We start from the raw sequence: 15,001 nt of genomic DNA, 5'->3' as shown, positions 1-15,001 counted from the left end.
GTTCCTCACTCAGGCAATTGATTTCTAGGACGAAGTAAGCTATTTCTTAGCAAAATACATACCGAGCTCAAAATCAGCGATAGCAATCCACCTATTACGATAAATTGCGTACCGATTGCTGCTATAAATAATCCCCCTATAGCTGTACCAACTGTTGTTCCTATATTAGCGGAGGATAAAAATAATCCATTGGCGAAATCAGGAGCTTCTGGAGCAGCGGACGTGATCCAATATTGAGCGATATTACCCCCAATGCCAGCTAATATTCCCCACACCAAAGTAATAATAGCCATAGGTACAGTGAACTGTCCAAATGAGAATAATACGATGTAGACTGCTCCTAATGCGAAAGGAAAAGTTACTACTGTTTTGAGGGCATTTTTCATTAGCAGCTTCCCTGCCACAAGGTTTCCAATAACATTTGCCCCACCGTATATGACTAACATGAAACTAATCATTTTTCCCGAAACAATAGTAACAGTTCCAAGATAATCAGCGAGGAAACTATAAACTCCGAATATTGCTGAATTTATAAAAATAACAGCGCCAATGGAAAGCCAGGTAATCGAACTTTTTAATACGCTTAATTGTGATCCATAAGAAAGTTTCTCTATAACCGGCATAGAGGGCACAAACAGTAAGGTGGCAATGAAGGTTAAGGAATTGATAATAGCAAAGAATAACATGGCCATTGCAAACGAAGTTTCATTAGCAATAAAGCTTGTGATTGGCACGCCAAGCACCATGCCTGCAGATACTCCCAGCATAATTTTAGAAACAGCCTTTGGAGCTTCTTCTTTGCTGACCGAGTTAGCAGCTACTGTAAATGCCATTGAACAATAAATAGGATGAAAAATAGCTGGAATCAGACGAGCAGTTAATGCAACTGTAAAGGTACTGGCAACTATCGAGACAAGGTTACTCAAAACAAAAACCCCTAGTACAAGCAGCATGGCCTTCTTGCGATTTATACCTGAGAACAATAGCGGCATAGTAGGAGCAGATAGTGCTACAGCAAGTGCAAAGAGACTTACAAACAACCCAGCTTTTGATACACTGACCTCATAATAATCAGCAATCAAAGGCAATATACCAATAACGCCCATTTCCGTATTTAAAATGCCGAAAACTCCGATCGTTAATATAAATATAAGTAGCTTGCTTCGTTTATCCATAAAACCCCATACCTTTCTAACTTCTTTTTGATACAAACAACGATAAGGCTTAAAGTCGACTTGAAGTCAAGAAGCAGTCTTGAATTTCCCAGTGATTTGCTCGTTATAGCCATTAACTAACCCTGATCATTTGCATTAAAGTGCACTTTAAGGTCTATAATAAAACCTAAGAAATTAGTTACAGTAACATTTATGGAGGATACAATGGAAATTCATATAAAAGAAGCGGCGGAAAAGATAGGTTTGCCTACACATACACTCCGATATTATGAACAAGAGGGACTTCTGCCTTTTATAAAAAGAGATGAATATGGAAATCGTGTTTTTAACGAAGCAGATTTAGTATGGTTAGAGTTTATTGTGTGTTTACGGAAAACGGACATACCACTTTCGGAGCTGCGTGCGGTCGTGGAATTAACAAAAGAAGGAGACAGCACAGCCTCTCAGCGCAAACAGATATTTGAGAAACATAAAGAGAAGATGATGGAGAAACAAAAAATTTTGGATAACGCCTTTATCAAAATTGAATCGAAGATAGAATACTACGATGAATTAGAAAAGAAGTATCGCAAGGAAAAGTCGAATGATACTTGTGGACCATGAGAAGGTGATATGCTTTTTTTACCTATTCATAATTTTTTAAAAAAACCTTGCCTTAAAGTCAACTTTAAGGCTTATGCTATGCTTGTAGCTTTTAATAAAATTAAGAAGCTGATTCGAATCACTTCTTAATTTTTATTTCTCAAAAGAAAGGGTTGTATATTTGATGTGCAATAATCATAACAGCATGACTACTTCACGTGTTCTTAGTGTCCCAAGTGCCAAAGCGCCATTTGAGAGAACGACTATTAATCGGAGAGAATTACGGCCGCATGATATTTTAATAGATATTAAGTTTAGCGGCATTTGCCACTCTGATATTCACAGTGCCTTAGGCGAATGGGCTGGCGGAATCTTCCCGATGGTTCCTGGTCATGAAATTGCCGGAGTCGTAGAGGCAGTAGGAGAAGAAGTGACGAAATACGTCGTTGGTGACCGCGTTGGGGTGGGATGCTTTGTGGATTCCTGCGGAGAATGCGAATATTGCCTCAGTGGAGAGGAGCAATATTGCACGAAGGGGGTTATCAATACTTATAACAGCCTGGATTATGATGGCAATCCAACATACGGAGGATACAGCCAAAAAATCGTTGTAACAGAAGGGTTCGTTGTCCGTATCCCTGACGGTCTGAATATGGATGCAGCAAGCCCGCTATTATGTGCAGGCATTACCACCTTCTCTCCTCTAAAACACTGGAACGCTGGACCAGGCAAGAAGGTTGCTATTGTGGGAATGGGAGGACTTGGACATCTGGCTATTCAATTTGCGCATGCTATGGGTGCTGAAGTGACCGTATTGAGCCGCTCAAATGATAAGAAAGAGGAAGCATTAAAATTTGGTGCAGACCATTATTTTGCGACAAGTAATCCCGATACATTTGCCGAATTAGCAGGACGATTCGATCTGATCTTGAACACCGTGTCTGCTAATCTAAATGTGGATGCTTATTTATCGCTTCTTCGCATTGATGGGACACTTGTAAATGTAGGTGCTCCAGCTGAACCAGATCAATATCATGTATTTTCATTAATTATGGGTCGCCGCAGCATTGCAGGCTCACTCGTTGGCGGCATTCGTGAAACTCAGGAAATGCTCGATTTCGCAGCTGAGCACGGCATTGCCCCAATGATTGAAGTAATCAGTGCCGACCAAGTCGAAGAATCGTATGAGCGTGTCCTCAAAAGCGATGTGCGGTATCGATTCGTTATTGATATCTCTACTTTATAATTCGCCAGTTTGCACCGTATTTGCTGAATATAAAAATAGAAAAAGCCAACACTTTGATCATTTTGTGCAAAGTGTTGGCTTTTTGCTATGAAGGCCACCTCATAAAATGATCATTATGTTTCTCCCTCTGATCTCTGGTTCTGAAACAGATTGACACCAAGCTCCTCAAGAACATCGATGGCCTTCTCAACAGGCAGTCTCGGTAAGTTAAACTCATGGTCGATCACTTCCCTAATCTCCGTACGATTCGTTAATATCCGTTTTTCGACCTGCCCCTGGCTGTTCCGAATATTCAATACATTGTTGACTAACGACAGTGATCGCTTTCGCTCCAATTGCCAAATCTGGCAGCGCAAGAAGGAGGTGAATAGCCCGTTCGGCTTGTAATAGTTTGCAATGGCTTGTTGAAAATCATCAAATTGGTACGTTATGCGGGTATCGAACGTCCAGTTCATTTCAGTAAGCAGCTTTCCGTCGACCTCTCTGTAATACGTGTATGTTCCGGGTTCTTCATCGGGTCGCAGCCTTATGGCTATACCGCCAAACTGAGACACCTGATTGGGATCGGTCTCCAGTCGAACCGGCTCAAAAAAAGGAGCGCCATTCCCGCAATCCACATATACTTCTTCTTGCTCACCGGGGAGTCGGACGAGCACCGCAACATGCCCTCCGCCCAATAAAGCATAGCGGCATGAAAATCCAAGCTGGTTGAGCAGTTGGTGGAGACTGCTGTTTATGACATAGCACGTTCCTCCCATATGATGCTGATAGAGCTGTTCTACAAATTTTTGTTCATCCTGCTGAAGATATTTTTGCTTGTGGTAAGCTTTGAAATTCATTAATGTGCTCACATTCTCGAAAGGAATGCGGTTCAGATGGGCGGTGCAAATCATTTGTAAATACACATAAGAGGGCTCTTGAACCGGAACTTGAATGTAGTCCAAATAATGAATAGCCCATGGTGGTAATGGCTTTTGAATCAAGGTGTTGTCCCCTTTCTGTTTCCTAAATTAAACTTTGTAAAGTTATCATAAACGATAACACTAGTGTCATAGTCAAGACACAATTCAAGCTATTCACTTGTGACCAGCCTTCAACAAACCAACCGTCACTATTCCTGGCGAGATAACATGAGGGAATGACGAATGGTAGTTGACATTTATGACCACTAACGATATTCTGAAATAAATGTTAGTGATCACTAACTATTGGGTTTAACTGCTGTTCAATAAGATGATGAGATGGAGAATATGATGACCTCGGATAATAAAAGCAAGCTGATGCTGGCGGCAATCGATTTGATGGCAGAGAAAGGCTACAAAGGTGTATCAACCAAAGAGATAGCTGCAGCGGCAGGCGTCAGCGAGATGACGTTGTTCCGTAATTTTGGAAGCAAGAAAAATCTACTTGACCAAGCAGTTGATCATTATCATTATTCTATTGAAATGACTAAGATTTTTGACGAGAAGGTGATTTGGGATTTAAGCGCCGATTTGCTCATGATCAGCCAAATGTATCATGAGATAATGAACCGAAACCGTAAATTATTCCTTATTGTGTTGAGTGATAACGAGCTGGCTGACATTCGGGAGAAGGCGCAGAAGCATCCACGCACACTATTGGAGCTGCTGACGAATTATTTTGAAGAGATGCAGAGGAGGGACAAACTGATTCCAACCGATGCGGAGGCGCAGGCCATTACCTTTATGTGGATGAACTACGGGGCTTTCATTACTCAGTTATTTGGTGCATCATCCATTACTAAGGTAACTCAGCAAAATTTTATGAAGTCGAGTATCGATTTGTTTGTTCGGGGCTTGACCCCTTAATTTTTAATAATAAGTTAGTGATTGCTAACACACATTATTGGGAGGGCGCTGCAATGAATAATAAACCGTATTCCGAATCGGGCAAGGCTGTTGGTCAAACGGCATCGGTAGGCTATCAGATTGGGGTTCGAAGGACGCTTCCGATTTCGCCAGAAGAGGCTTGGGCGTTTCTTATTTCTTCCGAAGGGCGAAAATTATGGCTCGGTAACGTTTCGACTTTACATATTAACGAGGGGGAGACCTTTACGTCTCTAGAAGGTATTTCGGGTGAATTTAGAGTAGTAAAACCGTTCCGGCAGCTGCGCTTAAAGTGGGAGAAGAAGGAATGGGCGAAACCTTCCACGCTGCAAATTCGCCTGCTATCGGATAGACCTGATAAAACGACGATAAGCTTCCATCAAGAAAATTTGGACCATCCGAATACGCGTGAACAAATGAAGCTTTATTGGGAAGAGGTTCTGGTCGCAATCAGGCAGCAAACAGAAGTATGAGATTGTTCACCGATTCAATTAGTGCTTGTCCCGTTTGTTATGGTCACGCGGATGCTGCGGACAGAAAGAACGTAAATTTGGGTGCCATACATTTATGACGATCGTCAATTATCATATGACGGTCTTTTTTTATATATTTATTTCTGGAATCGACTTTGCCTTAGAAGGAGTGGGTAGGTTGAGTAGAGAAATGGAAATGAAACCATACAGTATTGTTAAAATTTTGGTGTTATGGGCGTTAGTCTCGTTGCCGATGTTTTTCTTTCGATTCGTCTTGCTGCCTATTCTTGTACCCATTGTCAGTTTTCATCCGGGTATTCTCTATTGGGTTCTTATGATTGTCGGCATGATCTGGCAGTTCGTATTATCTGTCATTCTTTTGAAAAGAGAGCTGGGCAATTTGAGCTGGGAGAAGCTCAAAAAAAGACTGTGGCTAAATCATCCCCTGCATCCGAAAACGTTCAAGGCTTACAAATTTGCTTACGCATTTACAGTCCCAATCATTATGTACGCTTTTTTCTTTGAAAGCTCAGGCTTATTCGGGTTTGTGGAAGAAACGATCAATCGGTTTTTTCCATTATTGGCCCCCCAAGATTACACTAGAATAGAAAATCTGGCTACGCCTGAATTTGTCGGAGCTTGGTACTTGTTAGGTATTGCTCTAGTCAGTTGTCTGTTTAATTATTTGCTAGGGGAAGAATTATTCTTTCGCGGCATTCTTCTTCCGAAGATGAGAGGAGCCTTTGGCAGATGGGATTGGGCCATGAACGGCATATTGTTCGCAACATACCACCTTCATAAAATATCAGAAATTCCGTTGTTTATCATCGGTTCGATTTTTTACGGCTTCTTAAACGCCAAATACCGCAGCTTCTGGCCGGCTGTAATCATTCATGGAGTGGAGTCTATCCCACTGCTTGTCGGCGTTATTGCCGTTATTCTAGGTTTGTTATAAGAACCGATTTCTAAGAGATGAGTGGTCTCCTTATGCATATGTCAACGGTTCATACCTTGAGCAATACGAAAGTATCCAGACTATTCTTCTATGGGCTGGCTTGTGTTTACGTGATCTTACTATTGCTATTTGTTATTCTCTCTCATAATAAAAGTTGGATAGCCGTTGTAATTCTGACAGGGCTCTACTTCTTAAGGCACTCTAAATTTGTATTGAACCATCCTCGCTTGCCTATCCTTGCAGCCGTATCTCCGCTTATCGAAATTGTTCTGCTATTTCTACTATTTTTACAATATGATACTGAAATTGAGAATATCGTATTTGTCATCTTTGTTGCAGATCTTCTCCTGTACTATAAGTCGTGGTACGCTTTGCCTTTTGCATATGGCGGCTTCATAGCCTACCTTTTTTTATGGCCGGCAGATGAAGTGGATTTGTGGGGAAATGTATTCTACATGCTGAGCTACAGCTGTCTGGTTATTCCGATATGGAGCATTAAGCTGCTGCTCAATCAGAGAGAGACGAACCTTCGATTGAATGAAGCTTTGATTCAGGAAGCGAGAATGAGGGAGGAGCTGGCTGTATTTAAGGAGAGAACCCGAATTGCAGAAGAAGTCCATGATACGGTGGGACATTCATTAACGACAGCGATTGTTGCCCTTGAGGGAGCGCAGCTCCTCTTCGATATACGACCAGAGGAAGCTCAGCGGAAGATCCTCGTCGCGCGAGAACAATTGAAGCAGGGGCTCGGCAACATCCGTCAAGTCGTTCGAACATTAAAAATTGCGGATGGCCATGTAGAGGGCTTGGGGCTTAAGGAAGGGATATATAAAATCATCAATGATACGGCGAAGCAGACGGATGTTCAATTGACTTTGCATATTGAGATGGACACCTCTCTTATCTCCCTTCAGGAGTACGTCATGATCAACTCGATCAAGGAATCGATCACTAATGCATTAAAGCATGGAAAAGCGAGCAGGATTGAGATCGCTATTATAGAACAGCAAGATACGATTCATATGACGGTGAAGGACAATGGAAGAGGCAGCGATTCAGTTATTTATGGGTTTGGCCTGAAATCAATGGAGGAAAGAATCGAGGCCATCGGAGGCCAATTGAGTGTGTTAAGCGAGCTAAACAATGGATTCACACTCCAAGTCCGAATGCCTGTTGCAAGGGGGGAAGACTAGTGGGTGGGGAACGCAAGATCAGTGTCATGCTTGTGGATGATCAGAAACTTATGCTGGAAGGCTTGGAAACTCTCCTCGCATTACGATCGGATCTAACGATCGTTGGAACGGCTCAAAGTGGAGAAGAAGCGCTGGAACAGCTTCGCTTGGTCGTTCCTGATATCATCTTAATGGATATCCGCATGCCAGGCATGGGGGGCGTGAAGGCAACCGAGATGATTAAGGAGTTATATCCGGATATGGTTATCCTTATTTTAACGACCTTTGATGATGATGCGTATATCATAGAAGCTTTAAGCAACGGGGCAGCAGGCTATTTGCTTAAAGACATTGATGGGGTGAAGCTTGTTCAATCCATCCATGAAGCATTATCCGGCAATTTGCTCCTCACGGGCAAAGTAGCTCGCAAGCTCGCCCTTAACATTCGCAATAAGAACAGTCGGTTGGACAAATCCGGTAAGGCATTTGAATTGACGCAAAGAGAGCTTGATCTCGCAAGGCTGCTCGTGGAGGGCTGCAATGCAAAGGAGATTTCTGAAAAACTATATTTGACCCGGGGCACGGTTAAAAACTATTTAAGCGACATATACACCAAGATCGGCACCAATGACCGAGCTAAGGCAGTCTTGTTATTAACCAGGTATTTATCAGAATGAGAACCCTAATTCAAATTTAAAAATGCTGCGGCACTAGGCTTAGAGCTGCTTCCGGTACACTTCCGGAGCAGCTTTTGTTATCTTTCGCCGAGGTCGAGGTTAATCATAAAAAATGATTATATTGAGCTGCAAATCTGCTTATTTCCCAACTGTCTGCATCCAGTCAATTATTGCACTGCTAACCTGATCCAATTGTTGCTGCGGTGAAATCGTGGCATCCAGATCGCCTTTTTGCTTGCCGTACGTACCGAATTGACCGTGATTGCCGCCCTCAATGGATACGTACTCTGTTGAGTCAGCAGGTAGATTTTGCTTGCTTTCCTCCCATACGCTCCAATTCAACACGCCATCCTTAGAGCCCGTAATTTGCAGGACATCTAGATTAGAATTCTTCAAGCTGCCTCCCTTATCCGCATAAGCGCCAAGGAAGAACACGCCAGCAAGCTTACTCGTATTCTCTGCTGCATATCTGGCCGCGAACGCTCCGCCTAGGGAATGCCCACCGATTACATAGCTGTCTTCTGGATGCTCCTCGATTAACTTATTCGCTCTGTTTTGTCCGAAGAAAGCCATATCGAACGGCATCTTCACAATGTATACGCGATGCCCTGCTTCAGCTAGCTTATGCGCAAACGGCGCATAGCTTCCTGCATCTACCAAAGCCCCGGGATAAAAGATCACGCTAGGCTGTACAGCTTGCTTATCAGCGCGCTCGAAAAGCAGGCTATTCTTTCCTGATTTCACCTCGACGGCTGCATTGCTGTCCATCGCTTGCTTTGCTTCCGCAAGCGGTTCGTATTTCATTATGGGGTAGGCAATCAATAGCCCTAATGCAAGGAGCATAATGATCGAAGCTAATGAGAGAATTAACCATTTTGCAATTTTCCGCTTTGGTTTAGGACGGATAAAATTTTGTGAGTCATTCATTCTGTTCTCCTCCTACACATACATAAGTTACAACATTACAATAGAGTACCATAATCGTTAAGGCAGAACAATTTGATGATTTCACGTGCGAATGAATTAGTCGACAGTCTTCGCATACTGCTTGGGGGATTTGCCGACCGCTGCCCTGAAATCCTTGTTGAAATGGGCCTGATCGAAATAGCCGAGCTCTATCGCCAGTTGAGACAGCTCCATTCCCCGTTCTATGAAGTCGATGGCTTCATGCATGCGATAGCGCCGAATAACCCATTTGGGGCTCACCCCAATATATTGATTGAACCAGCGCTGCAATGTCCTCTTGGGAATGTCGAACTGCTCGACTAATTGCTCCACTTTGGCAATGCTCTTATTATTAATAATCTCATCAATGACAATATTCAGTAAGTCAACGGTTGTATCCAGCTTAGGCATTCTTTGCCGTAATAACTGTTCAATAATCTTAATTTTCTCTTCATTAATGGTAAGCCCAAACAGCTTCTCTTCAAAATGTTCAATATCCAAAGAGAAGTAGTCGGATACGGGGACGGATTGATCTGTTAGTGTAGCTACAGGCGCTTGAGAATAACAATGAAAGGCTCCAGGCCGGAAAAGAATGCCTACAATCTGTCCTTCACCTTGTAGAAGATTTTTAGATTTTCTGCTTTCGATGCCGCGAATATACGAATCTCCCCGCTGAAAAACTACGTTGACTCCTGGATGCTGTAATACTTCTTGGGCATAAGGGGGCTGTTCTCGCAGATCCCAATCAACAAGCCAATAATGTTGGATAAAAAAGCGAAGATCGTCAGACGGAGTATGACGGGAGATGGAAAATTTATTTTTACTCAGGTCATAATTCAAAACGCCCTTATTCGGGTTGTGAATGTGATTCATTTAATTGACCTCCAGCACGAAGTTGCATTCATGAATTGGCGCGATTTTACAATAATTAATGGATACGATCTGCTATTCTTTCATTATAAACGACAATTCATTTGAAGGAACGAAGCAAGATTCGAGCAGAAAAGATAGCGGGAGGGATTAATCATGAAATTGGAATATGTTTTTTATATTGGTACAAGCCCTGAGCAAGTGTGGGATGTACTCGTCAATCCTGAGAAATCATTTAAAGCCTTCATGGGAGGCGTTATTCAATCCACCTATCAGGTCGGGGACGATATTCAATTTGTCGGTCCGGGTGCCGATGGCGAGAAGACGGTTCACATTTATGGCAAGCTGCTTCAATATGAACGGAACCGATTGTTGAGTTATACGGATCACCCTGGTCCTTCCCACTTTCCTGATCATGCTCAGATGGAAAGCCGCGTTACCTTGTCCTTGGAAGTAGTGGGCTCCTGTACAAAGCTTCATCTGGTCAATGATCAATGGACAGAGAATAATCCGCTCTTGGGCAAGACGGAGCAATATTGGTGGATGATTCTAAGCAATATCAAAACCATTGCAGAGACGGGAAAAGCTCTGCATTTCGGTTTCTAGTCCAATTCGTTTTGTAAACAATTCCTAATCAGCATGCTGTTTAGGGATTGTTTTTTTCGTTTCAGGGTGTTTTTTTATGAAGCTGCCTTTTTCCTTGTATGCTGAATCCAGCAAGAATAATTTGTTAATTCATTTCAAGGAGGCAGGATTTATGAAAAAAAAGATTTTAGTATTCATGGCTGCTGTGGTTGCCGTTATACCGGTCATCTCAGCATCTGCTCAAACGACTCAGGACTCTATTGAACAAAAGGCAAAGCTAATGGCTTCGAGGATTGTATCTGATTATGGCGTAAGCGGGATTCAATATGCGCTCAGGGATAACGGAGCTGTTGTTTTATCGGGGGGTGCTGGTGTAAAGGATAAAGCGACCAAGGCGCCAGTAACGAAGAACACGATGTTCGGAATCGGTTCAACCAGTAAAGTGTATGTGACGGCGGCAGCGATGAAGCTGGTCGATTCCAAGAAGATTGATCTCGATAAACCGCTGATTACCTATTTGAAAGATTTTAAAATGGCGGATGAACGGTATAAAAAAATTACACCGCGCATGTTGATGAACCATTCATCAGGGTTATATGGCAGTTCCTATGAAGACGGTTTTTTGTTCAACGACAATGATGCGGAGGTCCATGATGATTTATTGAACAGGCTGCGGTCTGAGCGCTTAAAGGCGAACCCAGGCGAGTTTTCCGTTTATTGCAACGATGGCTTTCAGCTGCTTGAAATTTTGATTGAGCGGATAAGCGGACTGAGCTACAGCAAATTCCTTGAAGTGCATTTTAACAAGCCTCTTGCGCTAAGCTCTACCAAAACACCGCGTGACTCCTTTGACAGAAGCAAGCTCGCCAAGACGTACACGCCAGAGTTTGAGCAGGCTTTGCCTGTTGAGAATGTCAATCTTATTGGGACGGGAGGCCTTTATTCCACCGCCGAGGAAGTAAGCAAATTCGCCGAAGTTCTTATTGGCAACCGGACAGATCTTTTATCTGAAAAGTCGGCAAAGGCGATGCAAAGCCATGAGTACCGTAAAGGGGTGTGGATTCCGGAAGAGAACAATGTATTTAATTATGGTCTCGGTTGGGATGCCGTTCAATTAGCGCCATTCAATGATTATGGCATCACGGCACTATCCAAGGGTGGAGATACGATAATGTATCATGCAAGCTTGATTACGCTGCCGGAGCATGATATTTCGATGGCCGTACTTTCATCAGGAGGATCCTCTTTCTACAATAGCCTGATGGCTACGAATATTTTGCTCGAACACCTTAAATCCAAAGGCATCATTCATGAGATTTTGCCCGATAAAACATTTGAGCCAGCCGTAAAAGCAGATATGCCGGCAGATATGCAGGCTTACGCCGGTGTATACGGTTCTCAAGGCAAGACGATTCAATTGGAAATAAAGAATGGAGAGATTGTACCTGAGCTTAGCGATGGTATGGCTCCCCCTGAAAAATTTGTTTATACCGGCAATGGGCAATTTAAGAACAAAGCCGGAAATACTGTTGTAAACTTTGAGAAGGGGAATAATGGAAAAACTTATCTCAAATATTATGGATATCTAACCTTCCCAGGCTTGGGCCAAATGGTCTCCGGTGCGTATCTCTATCAAAAGCTGGATTCCAACTCGCTTGATCAAACTGTAAAAAAAGTATGGGAACAAAGAGACGGCAAAAAATATTACCGTTTGGATGAGAAAATCACCTCAATCCGTTATCTCTATCCAGCGCTATTGACCAAAGAAATATCCGTTGATGCCGATAACGGATACGCATCCGGCACTAAAATTGTTAACGGGAATAAAGCAGTCAATGTATTTGAAATTCCGATTTTGTGGGGAAGAGACACCTTTGATTTGAATTTCTATAAAAAGAATAATAAAGAGTACTTAACGATCAATGGAGAGATTCATATCAGTGAAGATGGGATTGGGGCATTTCCTCAAGGAGCTTCCACGATCCGCATCTCCAATGGCGACGCTGCTTGGTATAAAATTGATAAGAAATCTGCGAATCGTGTGTTAACTGTAGATCATCCAGCTAGCGCAGGATTTGCCGTCTATGACGCGAAGGGGACAGCTGTTTATTTTCCGAAGATGAGCGGCAAAAAATCAGTTGTACTGCCTGAAGGCGGATTGATCGTTTTCGGTGGAGAAAAAGGCGATGTATTTAAAATGAAATTGAAGAATAAATAAGCCTGCGGCAAGCGAGCTCGTGCGAATCATATCCTCTGAAACCCTTGATTATCAAGGGTTTCTCTTTTTAATACAGCCCGCGATAGGTGTGCTGCACATTTTTGGAATTTAGTTTTAGGTTTTGTGATAAAATCATGTCTACAAAATCAAAAAAATGTATGCTGTTACATAGAGTTGTAGAATTCATATAATGGGAATGAGGGTGCACCATCCATGTATAGAGTGGCGATTTGCGATGATGAGGAGAAGCAAAGAGAGCTTATTAAAAGCATCCTGATTGCTTTGTCGATAAAGGCAAATATAGAGTTTGAAATTAAATTATTTGGCTCGGGAGAGCAGCTAGTGTCTCATTATGAGCAGCAGGAATCTTCATTCCATATTTTAATTTTAGACATTGAAATGAGCGGAATGAATGGGATTCAAACTGCCCAAAAAATTAGAGGGTTAAAAAAATTGGATGAGCAAATTATTTTTCTAACTAGTTATCCAGAATATATGGTAGACAGCTTTGACGTCATGACCTTCCAATATTTGATTAAGCCTGTTGCTCCCTCGGTTTTCGAGGAAAAGCTAATCAAGCTATGCCGATACTTCCAAGCACTTGATAAAAAGTTTATGGTCATCAAGTCAGCCTATGAAGAAATTGTTCTTAAGCATGAGGACCTTATTAGTATTGAAGCGGCTAAAAGCTTAACGATAAAAAGCAAGCTGCATTTTGTAACCTCCGGTCAAACCTATGAAAGCAAAGGAATTATTGCCGATTATGCTGCGGCCCTAAAAGACCAAAATTTTTTGCAAATCCATCGCTCTATTATTATTAATCTGCTTCATGTGCGGAAGTTTGCCAGCGGAGTTGTTCTTATGTCTAATGGGACGGAATTGCCGATAGGCCGTTCCAAAATGAAAGAGGTAAAGGATGCCTATACTAGATTTATGGTTATGAAGGTCGAAGCCTATGATACCAACTAATTGGCCTATTGTCCTTTGTGTTGTAGCTGTGATGGGCGTTCAATTGAATTTTTTCTTCAATTCGGTATTTGGCAAATCCACTCGAAAGGTTAAACGATTTATTTACTTCATAATTTTTGGAGTGATCAATTATTTATATTTGACTAATAACTTCGGCCCTATCCTATCTTCAATTCTAACCATATCTATGATTTATATTGTTGCACAATCTTATACAATGGAGCTGAAGCTGAAGTTTGTTTTTTCCATACTGTTCGCTGTCTTATTTTCTATCGTTGATTTTATTTCTGTCTATATGATCTATACGTTTGATTCCATTGACTTTAGCGGCCTTCGCCCAATCACTCATCAAGAGCAAATCACTCATACGAAAGTCATTTTTCTTGATTGTATACTCATGTTTCCTGTTATTCAGATTTTACGACTTGTTGCCAAACGTAGAAATTTCGCTTTGCCTTACCGTTATTATGCCTTATTTTTAGTCATTCCTGTCGTGAGTATTTACCAGTTGAATGTTATCACTTATTTGAGCTTCTATTATTTTCTTTCGAGCATTGCGCTGCTTTTTTTGAACATTATGATTGTTTATCTATTCGATTCTATCATTGATAAATTTCAATATAGGAATGAGAATGATCGGCTGCAGCAGCAGATGGACTACCAAGATGCGAATTATGAGAAGGTTGTTCACAGCTTCAAATCCATTAAAAGAATAATTCACGATACGAATCAACAGTTTTTGTATATTGAAGAATGTATTAAGCGGAATGAGCTGGCTTCCGCAGTAGAGCATATTAGAACGACATTAAATAAAGTTGAGGATGCCTATCAACGAGTGAACACGGGAAATCTAGTTATAGATGCCCTAGTCACCAATACACTGAGCATTGGGCAAGCTAATGGAATAAGAATTGATACTAAGCTCAGTCTAAGCTCTCATGATATCCCAATTGATCGGTATGACTTATGTGTGGTTATTGGGAATATGCTGGACAATGCAATTGAAGCCTCCAAACGTGTCAGAATCGCAGAAGACAGATATATTCTTATAAAAATGCATGCCACCGAGTCTAATCTGCTCATTCATACTTTGAATCATATGGATAATGAAGTGATCCATATGCACAGCCAAAAACCAAACCCGGAATTTCACGGTATCGGATTAACCAATATAGCTAGAATTTGCGATAAGTATGGTGGACATATGACACTTGAAGCGAAGAACAAACAATTTAATAATATGGTCTTTCTGCCATTTTCAACGAACAATCTCTAACCAGCATGCTG

General features: G+C 41.9%; 15 protein-coding genes. 11 read left to right on the top strand and 4 right to left on the bottom strand.

Features of this window, described 5'->3' with window-relative positions; genetic code table 11:
• Nucleotides 1–5 precede the first annotated feature (5 nt).
• Complete coding sequence (locus AC50YO_RS16855; RefSeq protein WP_494849244.1) at nt 6–1,175, bottom strand: MFS transporter; 1,170 nt, start codon at nt 1,173–1,175, stop codon at nt 6–8.
• Nucleotides 1,176–1,379: 204 nt separating this feature from the next.
• Here AC50YO_RS16855 and AC50YO_RS16850 point away from each other — a divergent pair, with 204 nt between their 5' ends.
• Both AC50YO_RS16850 and AC50YO_RS16845 read left to right on the top strand, forming a co-directional pair.
• A complete protein-coding gene (locus AC50YO_RS16850) occupies nt 1,380–1,778 on the top strand; it encodes a MerR family transcriptional regulator (RefSeq protein ID WP_494848889.1) in 399 nt (132 codons plus the stop codon).
• 163 nt (nt 1,779–1,941) lie between these two features.
• Nucleotides 1,942–3,003 carry an NAD(P)-dependent alcohol dehydrogenase gene (locus AC50YO_RS16845; RefSeq protein WP_494848887.1) on the top strand — a complete coding sequence of 354 codons (1,062 nt, stop codon included), beginning with the start codon at nt 1,942–1,944 and terminating at the stop codon, nt 3,001–3,003.
• Between the two features lie 113 nt (nt 3,004–3,116).
• On the opposite strand, the gene AC50YO_RS16840 is transcribed toward AC50YO_RS16845, so the two are convergent.
• Nucleotides 3,117–3,986, bottom strand: coding sequence for an arylamine N-acetyltransferase (locus tag AC50YO_RS16840; protein WP_494848885.1), 870 nt, complete (start codon nt 3,984–3,986; stop codon nt 3,117–3,119).
• 258 nt (nt 3,987–4,244) lie between these two features.
• Here AC50YO_RS16840 and AC50YO_RS16835 point away from each other — a divergent pair, with 258 nt between their 5' ends.
• The 5 genes from AC50YO_RS16835 (at nt 4,245) to AC50YO_RS16815 (ending at nt 8,127) form a co-directional block, all read left to right on the top strand.
• Nucleotides 4,245–4,832: a TetR/AcrR family transcriptional regulator gene (locus AC50YO_RS16835; RefSeq protein WP_494848883.1), complete on the top strand. Its 588-nt coding sequence runs from the start codon at nt 4,245–4,247 to the stop codon at nt 4,830–4,832.
• A 53-nt stretch (nt 4,833–4,885) separates the two neighbouring features.
• Nucleotides 4,886–5,323, top strand: a complete 438-nt coding sequence (locus tag AC50YO_RS16830) for an SRPBCC family protein (protein ID WP_494848880.1) — start codon at nt 4,886–4,888, stop codon at nt 5,321–5,323.
• A gap of 178 nt (nt 5,324–5,501) precedes the next feature.
• Nucleotides 5,502–6,278 carry a CPBP family intramembrane glutamic endopeptidase gene (locus tag AC50YO_RS16825; protein WP_494848878.1) on the top strand — a complete coding sequence of 259 codons (777 nt, stop codon included), beginning with the start codon at nt 5,502–5,504 and terminating at the stop codon, nt 6,276–6,278.
• 32 nt (nt 6,279–6,310) lie between these two features.
• Nucleotides 6,311–7,471, top strand: coding sequence for a sensor histidine kinase (locus tag AC50YO_RS16820; RefSeq protein WP_494848876.1), 1,161 nt, complete (start codon nt 6,311–6,313; stop codon nt 7,469–7,471).
• The gene (locus AC50YO_RS16815; protein ID WP_494848874.1) at nt 7,471–8,127 is read left to right on the top strand and encodes a response regulator; all 657 of its coding nucleotides are present in this window, start codon (nt 7,471–7,473) and stop codon (nt 8,125–8,127) included. The genes AC50YO_RS16820 and AC50YO_RS16815 overlap by 1 nt, the downstream gene beginning before the upstream one ends.
• Before the next feature lie 138 nt (nt 8,128–8,265).
• Here AC50YO_RS16815 and AC50YO_RS16810 read toward each other — a convergent pair whose 3' ends face one another.
• Nucleotides 8,266–9,054 (bottom strand): alpha/beta hydrolase, encoded by a 789-nt coding sequence (locus AC50YO_RS16810; RefSeq protein WP_494848871.1) that lies wholly within the window; start codon nt 9,052–9,054, stop codon nt 8,266–8,268.
• A gap of 96 nt (nt 9,055–9,150) precedes the next feature.
• Nucleotides 9,151–9,945, bottom strand: coding sequence for an AraC family transcriptional regulator (locus AC50YO_RS16805; protein WP_494848869.1), 795 nt, complete (start codon nt 9,943–9,945; stop codon nt 9,151–9,153).
• Between the two features lie 153 nt (nt 9,946–10,098).
• Between AC50YO_RS16805 and AC50YO_RS16800 the strand changes: the two genes are divergently transcribed.
• From AC50YO_RS16800 to AC50YO_RS16785, 4 genes are all read left to right on the top strand, one after another.
• Complete coding sequence (locus AC50YO_RS16800) at nt 10,099–10,548, top strand: SRPBCC domain-containing protein (RefSeq protein WP_494848867.1); 450 nt, start codon at nt 10,099–10,101, stop codon at nt 10,546–10,548.
• A gap of 151 nt (nt 10,549–10,699) precedes the next feature.
• Nucleotides 10,700–12,745 carry a serine hydrolase domain-containing protein gene (locus AC50YO_RS16795; RefSeq protein ID WP_494848865.1) on the top strand — a complete coding sequence of 682 codons (2,046 nt, stop codon included), beginning with the start codon at nt 10,700–10,702 and terminating at the stop codon, nt 12,743–12,745.
• 213 nt (nt 12,746–12,958) lie between these two features.
• Nucleotides 12,959–13,714, top strand: a complete 756-nt coding sequence (locus tag AC50YO_RS16790) for a LytR/AlgR family response regulator transcription factor (protein ID WP_494848861.1) — start codon at nt 12,959–12,961, stop codon at nt 13,712–13,714.
• Nucleotides 13,701–14,990 (top strand): GHKL domain-containing protein, encoded by a 1,290-nt coding sequence (locus AC50YO_RS16785; protein ID WP_494848859.1) that lies wholly within the window; start codon nt 13,701–13,703, stop codon nt 14,988–14,990. Before AC50YO_RS16790 ends, AC50YO_RS16785 begins: the two co-directional genes overlap by 14 nt.
• Nucleotides 14,991–15,001: the final 11 nt, after the last annotated feature.

The sequence above is a fragment of the Paenibacillus sp. J22P59 genome, from assembly GCF_059383895.1.
Note: the sequence above shows the minus strand (reverse complement) of the source record. Positions and strands in the feature narration are given on the sequence as shown.